This window comes from Streptomyces sp. NPDC085944 (genome assembly GCF_040686295.1).
Classification (GTDB): Bacteria; Actinomycetota; Actinomycetes; order Streptomycetales; family Streptomycetaceae; genus Streptomyces; species Streptomyces salinarius.
Window position 1 is genome coordinate 62,069 of the sequence record NZ_JBFBJX010000023.1, and the last position, 18,798, is coordinate 80,866.

Genomic DNA, 18,798 nt, shown 5'->3' on the forward strand with positions numbered 1-18,798 from the left:
CCGAACGCGAATCGGGCGCGCCGAACGAGCCGTCGCGGAGAGTTCCGCACGGCTTGGTGCATAGCTGTGCAGCACCCGGCGAGCAGGCGAAAAATCGGCTCGCGGGGCGCGGCGGCGGGATTATCGACAGGGCGACTGACGGCCTGTCAAGCGAGCACTCAAATCGGGCAATTGACTGACGGAAACGCCGTTGTTTCGCCCGCGTTTGTCCGCTCGATGGCGTCGCCGACTCGCCATGGTGTATAACCGCCCCGCAATTGATCCGGACCGTCGAAAGCCGAGCCCCGTACATGTCAGCCAAGGATTCAGCGGAGAGCACGGAGAACACCGGGAGCACCGAAAAACCGGAGGACTCGGACAGCTCGGCGAACCCGGAGACCCCGGAGGTCACGGCGACCGGTGGCGCCCGGACCGGCGTCCTGATCGCCGCCGTCCTGCTGCTCGCCTGCGCCGGGCTCGTCGGCTACGGACTGCTCGACACCGAGGACGAGCCGAAGCCGTCCACGACCCCGACCGCCGCCGTCACCTACGAAGTCACCGGCGACGGCGCGGCCGAGATCTCCTACCTCGGCCCGGACGAGGACGGCAGGGCCACCGTCGTGCGGGACGCCGAACTGCCCTGGAAGCACACCGTCCAGGTGCCGCTCGGCGAGACCCCCACCGTCGCCGTCGTGCTCGGCGACAAGGGCGGCCAGGCGGCCTGCACCCTCGCGATCCGCGGCAAGCACGTGCAACGCGCCACAGCCGTGGGCGAGTTCGGCCGGGCCACCTGCACGGGTGAGCTGCCCGCCGCCGGCACTTGATCACGTACTCATACTCTCGAAGAAGGAACCCCTTCGTGCTGTCCGAACACGCCACCCTGCCCATACGCCCCCACCAACTCGTCATCGCCGTCGCCACCTGCGGTGCGCTGCTCCTCACCACGGGCTGCGGTGCGGACGAGGGAGACGCGGCGGCGGAACAGGTGGCAGCAGACGCGGGAACGGGCTCGACCGAATCCAGCGCCTCGGCCACGGCCTCCCCCAGCGCGTCCGGCACCGCGTCCGCCTCCCCCTCGGCGTCGGCCACACCGAGCGAGAGCGCCTCGCCGACCGCCGGGGCGACCGCCTCGGCCGCCGGTGAAGCCGGCGATGCGGGCGACGGCGACGGCGACACGGCGGGAGGAACGCGATCCGGTTCCGGTTCCGACACCAGCGCTCAACCGGACCCGGCGCCGGTCGCCGACGCCCCGGACTTCCCGGTCCCCGTCGAGGTCGGCAATGCCACGCAGGTCGTCACGGTCGAGGCCCGCGGCTCCTACGCCACGGTCACCGCGTGGGCCAAGGGATCCACCGGCTGGAAGGCGCAGTTCTCCACCGCCTCCGGGCGGGTCGGGTCCAACGGCGTCACCAACGGGGCTACGCGGCGGCAGGGCACCTGGACCACCCCCACCGGGACGTACACGATCACCGAGGGGTTCGGCGTGGAAGCGGGCGGCACGAGCATGCCGTACCACGTCGTCACGGACGACGACTGGTGGGTGGAGGACCCCGAGTCGGAGTTCTACAACTCCATGCACAGCACACAGGGCGCGGACTTCCCGCTGACCGAGTCCGGCGACCGGGGCAGCGAACACCTCATCGGCTACCCGACCCAGTACGCCAAAGCGCTCGTCATCAACTTCAACCGGTGGCCCGCCATCCCCGGCCGCGGCGCCGGCATCTTCCTCCATGTCAACGGCAGCGGGGCGACGGCAGGGTGCGTCTCCGTCCCCCGGGCCACCATGGACCGAGTCATGAACTGGATCAAACCGTCCGCCCACCCCCGGATCGCCATCGGCTGACCGTCCTGAGCAACCGTTCCGCGGTCGGGCGCCGGGCGTCAGAGCTGTCCGGCGACGGTCAGCCACTCCTGGCCGCCGGGCCGGGAGGTGAGCGACGACTTGCGATCGCCGTCACCGTCGGGTGGAGTGAGCCGGCCACGCCAGGAGAGAATCCCGTGCGTGGCTGAAGAGGCGGGTGCGGATGGGGACGACGCCGGTGCGTGGGCTGAGCGACTGGGTTGGGCGTTCGGGCTTGCGGCGGAGGATCCGGCGGTGCGACGTGCGGCGCTCGGCCGGCTGGCGGAGGCGCAGAGGAAGGTCGAGAACGCGCTCGCCCGGTCCAACGAGCTGTGGCTGCTGACGCGGTCCCTGGGAAGGGACGAGCAGTACCGGGAGCCGGCCTTTCTGCAGGCGCGCCACAGGTATCAGCAGGCCCAGAGGTGTTCGCTGCCCGACGGGGTGTGGGGTGGTCCCGTGGACGGGGATCTGGCGCTGTGGCCGGGGCTGCCCTATGTGTTGCTCTTCCTGGAGTGGGAGGCGAGGTACCCGCTGGAGTGGACGCGGCATGCGAAGGCGTGGGGTACGAAGCAGAGCCTGATCCGGGCGGTGGCCCGCGCTCGCCACGACGAAGCGGTCAAGGCGAAGCTCACCGACCTGGTCGATGTCGTCGTCCGCCGGGCGTATCGCTGCAAGGACCGCGAGTACGTGCGGGTTGCCCGGGCTGTCGACGGCCCTGGGCTACGGGGCAGGCTCGACCGGGCGGCGGAGTCGGACAGTCCGTGGGCCCGTTGCCACGCCGGGTACGTGCTCTGGCTCCTCGACCGACCTGACCTGCCGAACACCCGTCGTGTCTGGCGGACCTGGGTGGCGGGCGAGGGCGCGACGTTGCTGTGAGCCGGCGACCATTGCGCCGGCGCCGGCTGAAGGGCAGCCCGAAAGAGAGCTGTGCAAGCCGTTGGAGTCCCTTCTGGAGGGACTCCCCGTTTCGCCGGGGCCGGGCTGCCCGGGCGGCGAGGTCAGGGGCGGCATGGAGCGGCAGTTGTGCCAGATCACGCTGAGCACGCAGCCGGGCAGGACGGCCAGTCCGAGCAACGGCGCCTGGTTGACGAGCAGGAGCCCGGCAGTGAGCAGGACCAGGTTCACGAGGGTGAGGAACCAGTGGCGGACCACGGCGAACGGCACCAGGACGAAGGCTCTGCGTGCGACGGTCCCGTGCCCGGCGACGTGGGCGAGGGCGACGACGTGGGAGAGCAGCGCGAGGACGGCGACGACGGCGGCCATGGGAACGAGGGGCGGGCCGAGCGGAGTTGTGCGCAGCATGACGACGTCGGCGACGGCGACGCAGGCCGCCAGCAGGTACGGGCTTGAGGTGAGCAGGGCTGGGCGGAAGAGCCGTGCGTAGGCCCGGAGGTACGTGCGAACCGGTGGTTGCCCCGCTCCGCCCGCCTCGTCGAGGTAGGCGAAGGCCGCCGCGAGGGAGGGGCCGGTCAGGAGCAGGAGCGGGCCGAAGAGCAGCGGGTGGCGCCAGGGGTGGTGGTGCAGCTGCAGCGCGGCCAGCAGCGGCAGGTTCGCCGCCGCGATTCCGAGGTTGATGACCAGGATGCGGTGGACGTGGGACCAGAGGAGGTCCCAGGAACTGTGGGCGACGTTGAGGCGCAGGCGTGCGCCGGTGGCGGATGCGGTGGTGGCTCGGCCGGCCATGGCCCCTCCCTTGTTGTCCCCTGACCCTTGATGTCCCTTGACCCTTGATGTCCGTTGACCTTGCTATCCCTTGACGCCGGTGGTGGCGATGCCCCGGACGAAGTAGCGCTGGCCCAGGAGGAAGACCAGGAGGATCGGCAGGATGGACAGCACCGAACCGGTCATGATCATCGCGTACTGGGCGTCGTACTGGCCGATGAACGAGCGCAGACCGAGCTGAACGGTCCACAGGCTGTTGTCCGTGAGGTAGATGAACGGACCCATGTAGTCGTTCCAGGTGTTGACGAAGGTCAGCAGGGCGAGGCTGGCGAGGGCGGGTTTGGACAGGGGGAGGATGATCCGGGCCCAGATGCCGTACTCGCTCAGTCCGTCCAGGCGGGCGGCCTCGCTGATCTCGTCGGGGATGGTCAGGTAGAACTGGCGCATCAGGAAGACGCCGAAGGCGCCGAAGGCCTGGAGCAGGATCAGGGACAGGTGTGTGTTCACCAGTCCGAGCTTCTGCATGATGATGTACTGCGGGATCATGTACGCCTGCCAGGGCACCGCGATGGTCGCGATGTAGCCGGCGAAGAGCAGGTCCCTCCCGGGAAAGCGCATCTTGGCGAAGCCGTAGGCGGCGAAGCTGCCGGTGAGCACCTGCAGGAAGGTGATCACGACGGAGAGGAAGAGCGAGTTGCCCAGGTAGGCGGCGAGCGGGATGTCGGTCCAGATCCGGCTGAAGTTGTCCCAGTGGTACTCCTTGGGCACCCACTCGATGGGCACCGTGAAGACGTCCCGGTCCGCCTTCACCGAGGAGATCAGCATCCAGATGAACGGCAGCAGGATCAGCAGGGCCACGCCGGTCAGTGCCGCGTGGAGCGCGACGCGGCCGACGGTGCCCAGCGCACGGCCGGGACGCCCGCGCTCCGCATCTGCCGTCATGGGCGGCGGGGCCGGTGAACGGGTGCTGTCCTTCCGCAGCACGGTGGTGTTCATCGCTCGCTCCTTCGCTGGAAGTAGAACTGGACGGCCGTGATCACGAGGCAGACCACGAAGAGGGCGAGGGAGACCGCGGAGGAGTAGCCGAAGCGCCCCTGGGTGATGCCCTCCCTGAAGATCAGCTGGGACAGGACGAGGGTGGAGCGGCCCGGGCCTCCCTCGGTCATGACCTGCACCAGGTCGAAGACCTTGAAGCTCTGGATGGTGAGCATCACCAGGACGAAGAAGGTGGTGGGGCGCAGGCCGGGCAGGGTGACGTGCCAGAAGCGCTTGCACGGGCCGGCGCCGTCCACGCGTGCCGCTTCGTAGAGTTCGGCGGGGACGGTCTGCAGGCCGGCGAGGAAGAGGACCATGTAGTAGCCCATGTCGCGCCAGACGCTGGTGACGATGAGCGCCGGCATGGCCCAGTCCGTGGAGGTCGTCCAGCCGGGCGGGTGGGCGATGCCGATGGACTGCAGGAACTGGTTGACGGGGCCCACTTCGGGGCTCAGCAGCATGTTCCACACCACCGCGACGGCGACGAGCGAGGTGATGTACGGGAAGAAGAAGGCGGTCCGGAGGACTCTGACGCCGCGCAGCTTCTGGTTCAGCAGGACGGCCAGTCCCAGCGACACCGCCAGGGTGAGGGGAATGTGTCCGGCCGCGTAGTAGCAGGTGTTCTCGAAGGCGGTCCAGAAGTTGTCGTCGTCCCACATCCGGCGGTAGTTGTCGAGGCCCGCCCACTCGGGAGTGCTGTAGGAGTCCCAGTGGGTGAACGAGACCGCCAGGGCGCCGACGACCGGTACGAGGGTGAGGGCGGCGAAGCCCAGGAAGTTCGGGAGGATGAACGTCCAGCCGATGAGGGTGACGCGGCGGCGCCGGCGCCTGGCCGCGGCGGCGTGCGCCGCGGTGACGTTCGGGGCGGTGACCTTCGCGGTGGGAGGCGGGACTGTGGTCACTGGACGTCGTTCCTCACCCGGTCGTTCATCTCCTTGATGCCCTCGTCGACGGACTTCTCGCCGCTCATGACGAGTTCGTGCTCCTCGGTGAGGATCTGGTCGACGTCGGAGGACTTGTCGCTGACCGGCATCTCGAGCTGCACCCTGGACGGCTGCATGGCCTGCCGCGAGACCGGGTCGTTCGGCATGCCCTCGACCGCGAAGAACCGGTCCGTGATCTTGTCGTCCGAGTAGGCGGGCACGACTCCGATGCTCGCGATGGCGGCGGCGCCCTCCGGACCCGACGCCCAGGTCACGAACTCCTCGGCCTCCTCGGCGTTCCTGGCCTTCTTGTTGACGGCGAACGCCGTCGGTGAGCCGAAGGTGACCGTCTCACCGTTCGCCGAGACCTGCGGCATCGGCGCCATGCCCCAGTCCACGGGGTTCTTGCCCTGCTTCTTCTCCGCCAGCAGCGCTGCCGCCCACCAGGTGCCCATCGGCACCATGGCCGCCTTCTTGGTGGTGAGCTGCGAGTCATAGGTGATGTTCTGGCTGGAGGCGGTGGAGAAGGGCAGGGTGGCCTTGGCCTTCTGCAGGTCGAGGGCCATCGCGTACTGGTCCTTCATGAACCCGTAGTCGCCGCCGAGCAGGTCGCCGCCGGTCTGGGCGGCGGCGATCGCCTGCACCACGGAGCGCCAGGTGTGCAGGTAGGTGCCGTACACCTTGGAGGGGCCGGACCCCTTGGTGGTCTTCTTGGCGAGGTCCGCGAAGTGGGACCAGGTCAGGTGCGAGAGATCGGCGTCGCCGATCAGCGCCCTGTTGTAGTACAGGACCCAGAAGTCCTGCCGGTACGGTATGGCGTAGTACTGGCCGTCCAGGTCGAAGTCCTTGAGCCCGGAGTAGGACGCCTGGGGCAGCTTCTTCACCTGGTCGGTGAGCGGTTCGAGTTGGCCGCGCGTGGCGTAGCGGGCGTAGTCGGTGACGTTCTTCATGGTGAGGACGTCGGTGGTGTCCCCGCCGGCCAGCATGGTGGTGACCTTGTCGGGGTAGTCCTCGGCGAGGATGTCGACGGGCTGTACGTCGATGTCGGGGTGCTTCGCCTCGAAGCCGTCGATCAGCGCCTTCCACTCCGGCGTGGTGTCGTAGTTCCACAGGGCGATCTTGACGACGGTGCGGCCGTCGGAAGTGCTGGTCGAGCCGCTGGCGTCGCAGCCGGCGGCGACCAGGGCCGCGGCCATGACCAGGGGGACGACGGTGGTGAGGTTCTTCTTCGTCTTCATGTCGTTGGCTCTCCTTCGAGCGGTCGGATACGACGTGGGGGTCGAGTCGCGGCGGGTCATGCGCTGAGGCCGAGGGCCCAGTGCTCCTCGGTGATCTCTGCCTGGAGGGGCCGGCGGGAGGCCCAGCGGGACAGCTCGTCCAGCACGTGGTCGGTGAGCCGCCCGATCTCGGTGCCCAGCGAGCCCGCGATGTGCGGGGTGACCATCACGTTCGCCACCTGCCGCAACTGGGAGTCGACGGGCAGCGGCTCGGGGTCGGTGACGTCGAGGATCGCGAACAGCCGCCCGGAGCGGCACTCCGCGGCCAGGGCCTCGGCGTCGACGAGGCTGCCGCGGGCGGTGTTGACGACGGTCGCGAAGTCGGGGAGCCGGCGCAGTTGCTCCGCGCCGATGAGGTGGCGGGTCTCGGCGAGTTCCGGAGCGTGCAGCGAGAGCACGTGGACCTGCGGCAGCATCTCGTCGAGCGTCACCAGCCGGGCGCCGGCCCGGGCCACCTCCTCCGGATCCGCATAGGGGTCCGCGACCAGGCACTCCGTCCCGCTGATCACTTTGAGCATCTCGACCACGCGCCGGCCGATGCGGGAGAACCCGACGAGGCCCACGGTGCGTTCGAAATTGGACAGGTCGCCGTAGCCGCTCACCGAACCCCAGCCGCCGTAGGCCCGTTGCCGGTCGGCCGCGAGGAAGGGGGCCTTCTTGCCGGCGAAGATGATCGCGGCCAGCGTGTACTCGGCCACCGGCACGGCGTTGGCGTCCGCGGCGCTCGTCACGCGGATCCCTCTACGCCAGACGTCCGGTCCCACCAACTCCCGCACACTGCCCGCGGCGTGCATGACCGCCCTCAGCCGGGGCGCCGCGTCGAGGCGCGAAGGGGTCAGTGCCGGCGCTCCCCACGAGGTGATGAGCACCTCGGCACGTGCCAGGCGAGCGCGGGCCTGCGGTGTGTCGAGTTCGTCCGTCCAGAAAGGGTCGTCCAACGCCACCACTTCGGACAGGCGTTGCAGCCGAGGGCGGTCGAAGTGCGCCTCGAGGCTCGGCCTGCTCATCACGACCAGAGCAGGGGGCTTGGTCTGCATGGGGTACGGGCTCCCATTCATAGGGGGAAGTGCCACTTGGGTTGAGGCGGAGTGGCCGGAACGCGTGGGGTAAGGAATAAGGGGTGGGCGCACCGCACCACCAGAGCCCCAGCCATAAGCGAAAGAAATCGATCACGTTCGAACATTCGCTGCGAGGCGGCTACTCGGCGTTCACCTTCGGCACCTGGCCCGGGCGGACCCGGCGGTCAGCGGTCAGCGGTCAGCGGTCAGCGGTCAGCGATGACACCGAGCTCGCTCGTCTCGGGCGCGGGCTCGGGCTACAGCTGTTCCGGCTCGGGCGCGGTCCCGCAGGATTCGCGAACCACCACGTTCGGCCACAGCTCCAGCCGGTGAACGGGCCAGTCCCCGCCGACCTCGGCCACCTTCGCCAGCACCAGTTCCGCCGCGAGTACGCCGAGGCGGTGCTTCTGCGGCCGCACCGCGGTCAACGGCGGGTCGGACGCCGCCCCGATCTCGTCGTCGTAGGTGACGATCGCCAGCTCGTCCGGGACGCCGATGCCCAGCTCCCGGCCCTGCTCGATCAGACCGATGGCTTCACGGTCCGAGTGCACGAGCAGCCCTCGCACGCCGAGGTCCCGACTGCGCGTCAGCACGTCTGTGTACGCTTCGGCCCAGCCCGGGGACCCGTACGAGGGCACCTCGATGTCGAGCCCTTCGTGGGAGTCGAGCCGCAGGGTGTCCACCGCGTCCTGCCACCCGGTGCGCAGCGCGGTGCTCGTAGGGCTCTGACGGGTGGTGATCAGCGCGACGCGGCGGTGCCCCAGTGTCACGAGGTGCCGCACGGCCAGGCCGGCGCCCAGCGCGTGGGCGGTCATGACGGCGTCCAGGGCAAGGGTGGCCAGTTCCTGGGGCGGGCGGCGCTCGACGAGGACGACGGGCACGGTGAGTGAGCGCAGCCAGCGCAGCAGTTCCATGGCGCCGTCCCCCGTCGTGGTGGGGGCGATGAGGAGTGCCTGCACACCCCGCTCGAGGAGGGCGTTGACCTGTCGTCGGTCCTCGGCGGGGTCGTCCCAGCGTGAGGCGCGCATGACGAGTCTGCCCTGGGCGGCGGCCACGGCGGCGTGCGCGCCCTGGATGACATGCGGCCAGTAGTACTCGACGGAAGGCACCACCATGCCCACCAGGGTCCGGGCCGCCATCGGCCCGTAGGCGCCGGACACCCCTTCCCGGGTCTGAGGAGTCTGTGCCCTGTGCGGCAGGGCGACGCCGCCGTGCACGCGCTGCACCAGGCCCCGGTCCGCCAGCAGCGTCACGTCGCGACGTACCGTCACGGGGGTGACGCCCAGCTGTTTCACGAGGTCGGCCAGCCGCACCATGCCGTGCTTGCGAACCGCGGCAAGGATGCGTTCCTGACGCTCGGCCGCCAAAGGCATCGCCGGTACCCCCTCAAGCCATGCCCCGGAAGCGGGGCAGTCGGCTTCACGCTATCTTTTCTGATCGGACCGACACCGGCAGAGTGACCCGTCGGCCTGTGCGACTCAGGACCAGAACCGGACCCTCACCGGCCCCGTCGGCATCGCGCTTCGCCTGCGGCGGGCCGGAGCAGCATCAGCAGCGCGGTCAGCGCCGCCGCGCCGGCCAGGATCAGCAGGACCGTCCGGTCGGACACCGCAGCCCCGATGCCCGACAGCCGTTCCTCCAGGGCGAACTCGGTGTCGGTGCTGAGCACCGACGGCAGTGCGGAGGTGCCGTCGAAGGTCAGGAACGCCACCCCGAGCGCGACGAAGAACAGGCCGCCGATCAGGGCGGTGCTGTGCAGGGTCAGCGGGCCCGCCCGGAAGGTCCGGCCCCGCAGCCAGCGCCTGCCGCCCAGGTCGAACCGGTCCCACAGCAGGGCGAGTACGAACATCGGAACCGCCATGCCGAGCGCGTAGACGGCGAGCAGGACGCCGCCGTGCAGGGGGTCGCCGTCCACGGCGGCCACGGTCAGGATGCCGCCCAGGACCGGCCCCGCGCAGAAGCCCGCCAGCCCGTAGACCGTGCCCAGGGCGAGGACCGACAGGGCCGAGCCCGAACGGCGCCCGCCCGCGGCCTGCGCCATCCGGCGGGAGCCGAAGCCCAGTCCGGCGATCTGGGCCACGCCCAGGGCGATGACCGTCCATCCTCCCGTCGTCACCAGGGCGTCCCGGTGACCGTAGAAGAGGCGGCTGGCGAAGGAGCCCGCCACGCCGAGCGGGACGAGGGTGGTGCACAGGCCGACGTAGAACAGGCCGGTGCGCGCCACCAGTCGGGTGCGGCTGGTGAAGGAGTAGGCGAAGAAGGCGGGCAGCAGCAGTGCGCTGCACGGACTGAGCAGGGCCAGGAGCCCGCCGAGGAAGGCCATCGCCAGGCCGGCCTCGCTCACCGTCCGGCCGCCTTGGCCGTGTCCGCCGCGGTCTCGACGGCCCTTTCGAAGGTGTCCGTGGGCTGGGCGCCCAGGATCGGCCTGCCGTTGACCAGGAAGGCCGGGGTGCTGGTCACACCGAGGTTGTAGCCCTCCTCCTGGTCGGCGCGCACAGCGCTGCGGGCCTGGTCGGAGGCCATGTCGGCCTGGAAGCGCTCGATGTCGGCGACGCCTGCCTCGCGGGCCATGGCGATGAGGTTCTCGGCGTCGAACGCGCCGGAGTTGCGCTCGCGCGGCTTGCCGTAGGCGACGTCGTGGAACTCCCAGAACTTCTGCTGCCGCCCGGCCGCCCAGCCGGCCAGCGCGGCCTGCTCGGACTCCTCGCCGAAGATGGGGAAGTTGCGCCACTCGATGCGCAGGATTCCCTTGTCGACGTACGAGCGCAGCAGTTCGGGCTTGGTCGTGCGGGCGAACCGGCCGCAGAACGGGCACTGGAAGTCGGAGTACTCGATCAGGACGACGGGGGCGTCCGCGCGTCCGACGGCCAGCGGGTCGGACGCGTCGCGGCGGGCGAGGGCGAGCAGGCTCTCGTCGGCGGGCGCGGGGGCGGCGGAGCCGGTGACGGCCGCGGGCTCGCCGGCCTTCTCCTCGCGGGCGTCCGAGCCGTCGAGCGTCGGGGCGAAGGCCGCGGTCACCGCGGCGGCGGTGAGAACCGCGGCGGCCGTGACGGTCCGCCTGCGGTTGCGGCGGGACGAGGACGGGGTGGATCCGGTCGATCCGGTCATGGGGCACCTCAGACGTCGAGGGAGGGAAAGGGGAAAGGGTGTGGGACCGGGCCCCGGGTCAGGGGGAAGCCGTGACCGGGCACTCGGTCTGGGAGGACAGGCGACGCAGCGCGGCTTCTGCCAGCAGACCTGCCGACAGGACGGCCAGCAGCGGCTGCAGCGGAGCCCAGTAGCTCAGGGCGCCGGAGGCTCCGAGGAGGAGAAGGACGAGTTTGTTGCAGACCGGGCAGCCGACGGCGAAGAAGGACAGCACCCCGCCGATCGCCCCGAGACGGCCGCCGTCGGCGGTTCGCGGCTCCGGGGCGGACGAGGGCTCTCGCACGGCGGGCCCGCGCACGTAGGTGCTCAGGACGATGCCGGCCAGTGCGGCCGTGACGGCGAGGGCGGGGTAGTTCCACCACTGCACGGGGACCGACCGGCCGAACAGCGGGTTGGGCACCACGTCGGTGGGCGCGCCGACCAGGAGCGCCGTGGCCAGGGCGCCCGCGCCCGCCACGGTCCACTGTCGGGACCGCCAACCGCTCAGCGCCTCACCCGCCCGCCGCCAGGAGCGCCGGGAAGAGGACATGCCGAAGAACTCCGTTTCCGAGGAATCAGGGACGCGGCCTACGGGCCGGTCTAGATCCGCAGAACGGAGTGGAGGGTCGCCGGGGGCGGATCGGGGCCGCCTGCCGACGCCCCGAAGTGCTGTGACACGAGTGGCGCGGAATCGGTGTCCGGGGACGCGAGTCCGGCGCGGCCTCCCGAAGTGGACGGCGGCGGCGGATTCTCCGCCCGCTGCACGCCGTGGTCGCCGACGGCCTTCTTGCCGCACGGGGCCGCCGCACCGTCCGACGGTTCGGCGACGGTGTCGACGGCGGCGACGGCAACTCCGGCACGGGCGGCCGCGGCCGCATCTGCCGCATCCGCTGTGTTCGCCGTGTTCGCGACGGCGTGCGGTCGCTCCGCGGTGGGCGGGAGCGCGTCCTGTCCGCCACGTTCCGCGTGGCCGAAGACGCACAGCAGCGCGACCACGCCCACGAGCAGCGCCAGCACACCACGGAACCGGGCGTGCGCCCGTCCCTGTGCCGCTCGCTTCATCGCCGCTCCCGCGCCGTCAGGCCGTCCGTGGTCGCGGCCAGCCTAGGTCACCCGCGCCGGGGGCCGGCCACCCAGGGGCCGGTATCCGCGGGCGGCGGCTTTCCGGGGAACCCTTGACGCTCTTCGTACAGGGCCACGACAGAACCGGTGTGAATTCGGGATTGGGTAAGTATCGCAGAAATCGTTCACTCGACTGCCGCGCATCCGACGGAGTAGGCAGACGTTACTTCGGATATGACCGAGGAACACGGGGAATTGACGGCGCTTGGCCCGTACACCTACAGGCCCGGCAGAGCTCACTGTCCGTCACCGAGCGACGGAACTCTGACCAGAGGCGGGCACCCCGTCCCTCTCCGTGTGACCGAGCCGGTCCTGCAGCGCTTCCTGGACGTCATGACCGAGTTGGAGAGCGGCCTCGCCGAGCGGTGGGGCCGTGCGCAGGGCTCCCTGACGTGCACCCGGGCGGAGTGATCCGCACCTCGTGTACGAAGAACCCACTCACCCCCGCATGCCGTACGGCGAAGGCCCGTTCCACGCCACGGGCAGGGGCCGGCACCGCGCGCCCGAGCAGGCCTTCCAGGAGACGCTGGTCCCGCCCGAACCCGGCTGGGACCCCGCCGAGGAGCTCGCCTTCCTGCTCCAGGACGCGATGGAGCAGCAGACCGGCGTCCCCTCCCCCTCCGTCACGGACACATCGGCGCTCGCACCCGCCCCGGGCACACCGCTGAGCAATCTCCAGGAGATCACGGCGGAGTTGCCCCCGTTGAGGGAGTCCCCGACGAGTCACCGCAGGGTCCGCAGAGGGAGAAGGGTGAGCCGGCTGCGCGCCGCGAGCCTGTTCGTCGCCGCGCTGGCCGCGGTCATCGCGGCCTCCGTGAGCCTGTTCGGCGGCATGGTGGCCTACGAACCGTTGCGTCTGGCCGCCGTGACCCGCACCCGGGGCAGTGTCGTGTCGTGGTGGCCCCTGCTGGTCTACGGCCCCTGGCTGGTGGCGTCGCTGGCGGTGCTGCGGGCCGCGCTGCACCAGCGCCGCGCGGTGCACTCCTGGGCCGTCGTCCTGCTGTTCTCGGCCATCGCGATGTTCCTGTGCATCGTCGAGGCGCCCAGAACCGTCAGCGACGGCGCGGCGGCCGCCCTGCCCGGCCTGGCCTCGCTGGTCTGCTTCCAGCAGGTCGTCCGGCAGATCACGCTCACCCGTCCGCCGCGGCGGGCGGTGCCGCGCCACCGGCAGCGCGCCGCCGTCACACCGGGTGACGATCCGTCGGGCAAGGGGGTCTCCGAGGGGGTGTCCCTTCCGCAGCAACGGCAGAATCAGGTGTGCCCGCCGCGGCCGGGCACACGCCCCGGGAAAAGAATCTGACCCCGAGCGCAACAATGCGGTCGGAACAGGGTTCCATTCCCTCCGCGGGACGCGGAGGGCGGGGAGAATGCGAAGGAAACGGAACTCCGACTGTCGTCGTGGGGCGTTCCTTCGACAGGTTCGGACACCGGCCGTCGCGAGGGGTCAGGAGGCCGTCAGGGTCACGTCCCGCGCCTGCCGGGCGTGGAAGCTCGGGAGCGGCACGATGCCCATGGGGCGCAACTCCATGAGGGTGGCTTCGACGTGGGCCGCGCCGGGCTCGAGGACGACCGTGTCGGGCGTGCCGGTGTTGACCCAGCGGTGCTCCAGTCCGTCGCAGACCGCGCGGGTGCCGCCGATGCCGTACCGGACGGACGGGTCGCTCTGGCTCACGTTGGAGCTGACGAAGACCGGGCCGGTGCCGCCGGTGCAGTGGTAGGTACCGGAGAGGGTGACGCTGCCGTCGGCGGCGATGCGGCCGATCGGGTCGACGGTCACCGACTCCGTGACGAGGCGGGCGTCGTCGGGGGCGGCCGGGGCGGCGGGCGCGGCGAGCAGGAGCAGGGCGGCGCCGGCGGCCGTGGCGAGGGCGGCGGATCGTACGCGCATGGGGGAACCTCCCGGTGGGTCGGAATGATGGGTTCCACTGGTACCGGGCGGAGGGTCGGGCGGGAGTGACCGTCACCCCTTCGGTGGCGAGTCCGTGTCACCCCTCGGTGGCGAGTCCGTGTCACCCCTCGGTGGCGAGTCCGCGTCGGCCGTCGTGGAACCGTCGCCGGCTTGTGCGGGTGTCGTCACGCTTGCCACCGGGGTCTTGGCGGCGACTCGCCGGTGGGCGCACGGTCGGTGCACGCGACGGTCCCGACGAAGGGACGGTCTCCCGACACGGAGGTGCGCCATGTGTACCCACCGGCCTTCCTGCCCGGCAACCGACGCCCGTGGGCACGTCGTCGCCGCCCACCCGGAGCAGGGGTGGCACCTGCTGTGCGACGGCACGGTCGTCTTCGACGACACCGGCGAACTGCGGTCCGACGGCCTGGTCGTCGCCCCGCACCGGCTGCCGGTCGGACATCTGACGACGGCCGCCTGACCGCTTCCGCCGGCCGGCCCGGCAGCGGTCGACAGGAGCCAGTAGGGATCAAACGGGGGCCGGTGAAGTCATAAGGTCTGCGCTTCCCGGCGACGAACTCCCGCAGCAGAGTCGCGAGCAGCTCCGGCTGGTCCTCGGGGATCAGCGTCCGGCTGTCCTCGACCTCCACCAGCCTCCCTGGGGGAGGAGTTCGGCCAGGCGTCGGCCGTGGGCGCGGGGCATCATCAGGTCCTCGGTCGCCCAGACGACGAGTGCGGGCCGGTCGAACCTCCGCAGACCCTGGGCGGCTTCCAGGAGTTCGTCGCGGCGCACGTGCGTGCCGTAGTGCCGGAAGTCGCGGCGGATCGCCGGATCGGTGCGCAGCGGGTGCAGCCAGCCGTCGACGACCGCGTCCGGCACCGGCCGCTTGGTGAGGGCGCCGATGCCGACGGGCAGGCGGCGCAGCGGCTTGAGGCCCAGGGTGCGGACCAGCGCGGCCACGTCGCCGGGCGTCCGGCAGGCGACGCCGATCAGCTTTCCCGGCAGGCCCGGCGGGTAGTTGTCGAACGCCTCGCACGCGACGAGGGCCAGCCGTGCGAGGCGCTGCGGGTGCCGGGCGGCCACCGTCTGGGCGCGTCCGCAGTCGTTCTCGACGAGGGTGACGTCAGTGAGGTCGAGGCGGTCGAGGAGCTCGGCGATCATTTCGTTGACCAGGTCGGGGGTGGGCGGCCGGCGCATCGGGCGGCGGTGGGCGCCGTAGGGCAGGGTCGGCGCGATCACCCGGTGGTCGGTGCGCAGGTCGGCGATGACCTTGCGCCAGACGGTCCGGATGGGGGCACCTCCCGCGCGAGCGAAGCCGAGCGTGGGGGAGGACGAGGCCGTGGAGGAGGACGAAGACCGGGCCGTCGCCGGTGTCCTCGTACTCGATGGTTCCCGCGCTCAGTTCGATGTCCGACATGCCGGAATGGTAGGCGCGGCGGGTGCGCTACGGCAGTACGGCGAACCCGTCGAGTTCGACCAACGCCCTTTCGTCCCAGAGTCGTACGACCTCCACGACCGCCATCGCCGGGTAGTCGCGGCCGGCCAGCTCCCGCCAGGTGCGGCCGAGGTCGGCGGCGTGGGTGCGGTAGGCGGCGACGTCGGTGGCGTAGACGGTGACGCGGGCGAGGTCGGCGGGGGTGCCGCCGGCGGCGCGCAGGGCGGCGAGGAGATTGGTGAGGGCCTGCTCGAACTGGGCGGGGAGGGTGTCGCCGGTGGTCTTGCCGTCGGTGTCGAGGGCGGTCTGGCCGGCCAGGAAGACGACGCGGGTGCCGGTGGCGACGACGGCGTGGGAGAAGCCGGTGGGCGGGGAGAGTTCGGGCGGGTTCACCCGTTCGGCGGTCATGCTCCGGCCTCCTCGGTGGTGGTGTCCTTAAGCCTGCTGAGTCTCGTACGTCCGGTACAGCTCCTTGGCGACGATGCCGCGCTGCACCTCGCTCGCGCCCTCGTAGACGCGGGGTGCGCGCACCTCGCGGTAGAGGTGTTCGAGGAGGTGGCCACGGCGCAGGGCGCGGGCGCCGTGCAGCTGGACGGCCTTGTCGACGACGTACTGGGCGGTCTCGGTGGCGAGGAGTTTCGCCATCGCCGCGCGCCGGGGGACGTCCGGCGCGCCCGCGTCGTACGCCGTCGCCGCCGCGTACACCATCAGGCGGGCCGCCTCGGTGCGCAGTGCCATCTCGGCGACCTGGTGGGAGACGGCCTGCAGGTCGCGCAGCTTGCCGCCGAAGGCGTCGCGGGCGGTGGTGTACGCGAGGGTGGCGTCCAGGGCGGCCTGCGCCATGCCGACGGCGAAGGCTCCGACGCTCGGGCGGAACAGGTTGAGGGTGTCCATGGCGACCCGGAAGCCGCGGTCCGGTTCACCCAGGACGTCGTCCGCGCTGACGGGCACGGCGTCGAAGGCGAGGGCGCCGATGGGGTGCGGCGAGAGCATGTCGATCGGGGTGCCGGTGAGGCCGGGGCGGTCGGCGGGCACGAGGAAGGCGGTGACGCCGCGGGCGCCGGCGCCGGGGGTGGTGCGGGCGAACACGGTGTAGAAGTCGGCCTCGGGGGCGTTGGAGATCCAGCACTTCTCGCCGGTGAGCCGCCAGCCGGGGCCGCCCGCGCCGCTCCCGGCGTCAGGTTCCGCCCGCAGCGACAGGGCCGCCGCGTCGGACCCCGCGTCGGGCTCGCTGAGGGCGAAGGCGGCCACCGCGGTGCCGTCGCTCACGCGGGGGAGCCAGCGGGCGCGCTGGGCCTCAGTGCCGTGGGCGTGCACCGGGTGGGCGCCGAGGCCCTGGAGGGCGAGGGCGGTCTCGGCCTCGGTGCAGGCGCGGGCGAGGGACTCGCGCATCAGGCACAGGTCGAGCGCGCCCGAGGTGAACAGGCGGGGCAGCAGACCGAGGGCACCGAGCTCGGCGACCAGGGCGCGGTTGACGCGGCCCGGCTCGCCCTTCTCCGCGAGCGGGCGCAGCCGTTCGGCGGCGAGGGCGCGCAGCTCGTCGCACCAGGTGAGTTGTGCCGGTTCGAGCGAGAACGCGGTCATCAGCCGTCCCTTCCCCTGCTCCCCTGCCCTGCCTGCGCCCGACTTCCGGCCCACCGGACGGGCCGCCGAACGGGCCGCCCGTCCACGACCCAGGCTATCGCGCCCCGTTGACTGTCGTCACCAACACGATACGCTCGTTGCGCGAGCCCACCACGACAAAGGGGGCGAACCGCCATGGCCGATCCGCGCCACGCGGACCCGCACCGCTCCGCCCACGTCGACACCTTCGCGCGGGACCACCTGCCGCCCCCCGAGCAGTGGCCGGAGCTTCTCTTCGAGCTGCCCGAGCTGCGCTACCCGGCCCGGCTGAACTGCGCGGCCGAGCTGCTCACCGGCCCGCTCGACGACCGCCCGGTCTTCCGCACCGCGTCCGGGGACACCTGGACCTACGGCGGGCTGCGGGAGCGCGTCGACCGGATCGCGCACGTGCTGACCGGCGACCTCGGTGTCGTCCCGGGCAACCGGGTGCTGCTGCGCGGCCCCACCACCCCGTGGCTGGCCGCCTGCTGGTTGGCGGTGCTGAAGGCGGGCGGGGTGGCGGTCACCGTACTGGCCCAGCAGCGCCCCCACGAGCTGCGCGCGATCTGCGACATCGCCCGGGTGCGGCACGCGCTGTGCGACGTCCGGGCGGTCGACGACCTCGCCAAGGCGGAGATCCCCGGCCTGCGCATCACGGCCTTCGGCGGAGACGCGCCGGACGACCTGCGGTCCCGTACGGCGTCCGGCGCGGTGCCCGGCACGCCGTACGAGGCCGTCGACACCGCCGCCGACGACGTGGCGCTCATCGCGTTCACCTCCGGCACCACGGGGCGCCCCAAGGGCTGCATGCACTTCCACCGCGATGTGCTGGCGATCGCGGACACCTTCTCCGCGCAGGTGCTGAGGCCGCGCCCGGACGACGTCTTCGCGGGCAGCCCGCCCCTCGGGTTCACCTTCGGGCTCGGCGGTCTCGTGATCTTCCCGCTGCGGGCCGGGGCGAGTGCCCTGCTGCTCGAACAGGCGGGGCCCAAGCAGCTGTTGCCGGCGATCGCCGAGCACCGGGTGTCGGTGCTGTTCACCGCGCCGACGGCGTACCGGACGCTGCTGGACGAGCTGGACGCATACGACGTGAGCAGCCTCAGGCGCTGCGTCTCGGCGGGCGAGAACCTGCCCGAGGCCACCTGGCGGGCCTGGCACGGGCGCACCGGCCTGCGCATCATCAACGGCATCGGTGCCACCGAACTGCTGCACATCTTCGTGTCCGCGGCGGACGACGCGATCAGGCCCGGCACGACGGGCGTTCCGGTGCCGGGGTGGCACGCGCGCGTGCAGGACGAGCGGGGCGGGCCGGTGCCCGACGGGGAGCCGGGGCTGCTGGCGGTGCGCGGGCCGGTCGGGTGCCGCTACCTCGCCGATCCGCGGCAGCGCGAGTACGTGCGCGACGGCTGGAACGTCACCGGGGACACCTACGTCCGCGAACCCGACGGGTACTTCCGGTACGTGGCCCGCGCCGACGACATGATCATCTCCGCCGGGTACAACATCGCCGGGCCGGAGGTGGAGGACGCGCTGCTGCGCCATCCGGACGTGGTGGAGGCGGCGGTGGTGGGCCGGCCCGACCGGCACCGGGGTCAGGTCGTCGTGGCGCACGCGGTGCTGCGGGAGGGGGCCGTGCGGGACGCGGACGCGCTGCGCTCCTTCCTGCGGTCGGAGCTGGTGCCGTACAAGTGCCCGCGGGAGATCGTCTTCCTGGACGCGCTGCCGCGCACGGCGACCGGAAAGCTCCAGCGCCATCGCCTCCTGGACGCTCCCGGCCCCGGTCCCGGTCCCGCCGCCGCTCCCGGTGCTCGTCCGGATGCCCTGGGCGGCCGGGCCTGACGCCGACGACA

Annotated in this window: 18 protein-coding genes and 1 pseudogene; 5 read left to right on the forward strand and 14 right to left on the reverse strand. The window is 71.7% G+C overall.

The annotated features are described in order from the left end of the window. The first annotated feature begins 290 nt into the window (after positions 1-290). Together AB0P07_RS32615 and AB0P07_RS32620 are read left to right on the forward strand one after the other, a co-directional pair. Positions 291-803, forward strand: coding sequence for an MmpS family transport accessory protein (locus AB0P07_RS32615; protein ID WP_365556967.1), 513 nt, complete (start codon positions 291-293; stop codon positions 801-803). A gap of 35 nt (positions 804-838) precedes the next feature. Next, entirely contained in the window at positions 839-1,822 is a 984-nt protein-coding gene (locus AB0P07_RS32620; RefSeq protein WP_365556970.1) for a L,D-transpeptidase family protein, read from the forward strand. Positions 1,823-2,539: 717 nt separating this feature from the next. Here the strand turns inward: AB0P07_RS32620 and AB0P07_RS32625 are convergent. From AB0P07_RS32625 to AB0P07_RS32670, 10 genes are all read right to left on the reverse strand, one after another. Beyond that, on the reverse strand, positions 2,540-3,502 hold the full coding sequence (locus AB0P07_RS32625) for a hypothetical protein (protein WP_365556973.1): 963 nt from the start codon (positions 3,500-3,502) through the stop codon (positions 2,540-2,542). 63 nt (positions 3,503-3,565) lie between these two features. Beyond that, a complete protein-coding gene (locus AB0P07_RS32630) occupies positions 3,566-4,477 on the reverse strand; it encodes a carbohydrate ABC transporter permease (protein WP_365556976.1) in 912 nt (303 codons plus the stop codon). Next, positions 4,474-5,418 (reverse strand): sugar ABC transporter permease, encoded by a 945-nt coding sequence (locus tag AB0P07_RS32635; protein WP_365556978.1) that lies wholly within the window; start codon positions 5,416-5,418, stop codon positions 4,474-4,476. The genes AB0P07_RS32630 and AB0P07_RS32635 overlap by 4 nt, the downstream gene beginning before the upstream one ends. Next, positions 5,415-6,677 (reverse strand): extracellular solute-binding protein, encoded by a 1,263-nt coding sequence (locus AB0P07_RS32640; RefSeq protein ID WP_365556981.1) that lies wholly within the window; start codon positions 6,675-6,677, stop codon positions 5,415-5,417. The genes AB0P07_RS32635 and AB0P07_RS32640 overlap by 4 nt, the downstream gene beginning before the upstream one ends. A 56-nt stretch (positions 6,678-6,733) precedes the next feature. Next, a complete protein-coding gene (locus AB0P07_RS32645) occupies positions 6,734-7,753 on the reverse strand; it encodes a hydroxyacid dehydrogenase (RefSeq protein ID WP_365556984.1) in 1,020 nt (339 codons plus the stop codon). A gap of 278 nt (positions 7,754-8,031) precedes the next feature. Then, the gene (locus AB0P07_RS32650; protein ID WP_365556986.1) at positions 8,032-9,147 is read right to left on the reverse strand and encodes a substrate-binding domain-containing protein; all 1,116 of its coding nucleotides are present in this window, start codon (positions 9,145-9,147) and stop codon (positions 8,032-8,034) included. A gap of 125 nt (positions 9,148-9,272) precedes the next feature. Then, positions 9,273-10,118: a cytochrome c biogenesis CcdA family protein gene (locus AB0P07_RS32655; protein WP_365556989.1), complete on the reverse strand. Its 846-nt coding sequence runs from the start codon at positions 10,116-10,118 to the stop codon at positions 9,273-9,275. Continuing rightward, positions 10,115-10,882 carry a thioredoxin domain-containing protein gene (locus AB0P07_RS32660; RefSeq protein ID WP_365556993.1) on the reverse strand — a complete coding sequence of 256 codons (768 nt, stop codon included), beginning with the start codon at positions 10,880-10,882 and terminating at the stop codon, positions 10,115-10,117. The genes AB0P07_RS32655 and AB0P07_RS32660 overlap by 4 nt, the downstream gene beginning before the upstream one ends. Before the next feature lie 58 nt (positions 10,883-10,940). Continuing rightward, complete coding sequence (locus AB0P07_RS32665; protein ID WP_365556996.1) at positions 10,941-11,450, reverse strand: hypothetical protein; 510 nt, start codon at positions 11,448-11,450, stop codon at positions 10,941-10,943. A 50-nt stretch (positions 11,451-11,500) separates the two neighbouring features. Continuing rightward, positions 11,501-11,962, reverse strand: coding sequence for a hypothetical protein (locus AB0P07_RS32670; RefSeq protein ID WP_365556997.1), 462 nt, complete (start codon positions 11,960-11,962; stop codon positions 11,501-11,503). Positions 11,963-12,470: 508 nt separating this feature from the next. Here AB0P07_RS32670 and AB0P07_RS32675 point away from each other — a divergent pair. Then, positions 12,471-13,322 (forward strand): DUF2637 domain-containing protein, encoded by an 852-nt coding sequence (locus AB0P07_RS32675; protein ID WP_365557000.1) that lies wholly within the window; start codon positions 12,471-12,473, stop codon positions 13,320-13,322. A gap of 144 nt (positions 13,323-13,466) precedes the next feature. Here the strand turns inward: AB0P07_RS32675 and AB0P07_RS32680 are convergent, their stop codons facing one another. Then, positions 13,467-13,910: a DUF6299 family protein gene (locus AB0P07_RS32680; RefSeq protein ID WP_365557003.1), complete on the reverse strand. Its 444-nt coding sequence runs from the start codon at positions 13,908-13,910 to the stop codon at positions 13,467-13,469. A gap of 289 nt (positions 13,911-14,199) precedes the next feature. On the opposite strand from AB0P07_RS32680, the gene AB0P07_RS32685 reads away from it, so the two are divergent. Beyond that, positions 14,200-14,391: a DUF5999 family protein gene (locus AB0P07_RS32685; RefSeq protein ID WP_365557067.1), complete on the forward strand. Its 192-nt coding sequence runs from the start codon at positions 14,200-14,202 to the stop codon at positions 14,389-14,391. 88 nt (positions 14,392-14,479) lie between these two features. On the opposite strand, the pseudogene AB0P07_RS32690 reads toward AB0P07_RS32685, so the two are convergent. The 3 genes and pseudogenes from AB0P07_RS32690 to AB0P07_RS32700 form a co-directional block, all read right to left on the reverse strand. Continuing rightward, positions 14,480-15,328 (reverse strand): annotated as a pseudogene (locus tag AB0P07_RS32690) (alpha/beta hydrolase); the annotation flags it as partial. Between the two features lie 27 nt (positions 15,329-15,355). After that, positions 15,356-15,754: a RidA family protein gene (locus AB0P07_RS32695; RefSeq protein ID WP_365557006.1), complete on the reverse strand. Its 399-nt coding sequence runs from the start codon at positions 15,752-15,754 to the stop codon at positions 15,356-15,358. A gap of 27 nt (positions 15,755-15,781) precedes the next feature. Then, the gene (locus AB0P07_RS32700) at positions 15,782-16,930 is read right to left on the reverse strand and encodes an acyl-CoA dehydrogenase family protein (protein ID WP_365557009.1); all 1,149 of its coding nucleotides are present in this window, start codon (positions 16,928-16,930) and stop codon (positions 15,782-15,784) included. 174 nt (positions 16,931-17,104) lie between these two features. Between AB0P07_RS32700 and AB0P07_RS32705 the strand changes: the two genes are divergently transcribed. Then, positions 17,105-18,787 carry an AMP-binding protein gene (locus tag AB0P07_RS32705; protein ID WP_365557012.1) on the forward strand — a complete coding sequence of 561 codons (1,683 nt, stop codon included), beginning with the start codon at positions 17,105-17,107 and terminating at the stop codon, positions 18,785-18,787. Positions 18,788-18,798: the final 11 nt, after the last annotated feature.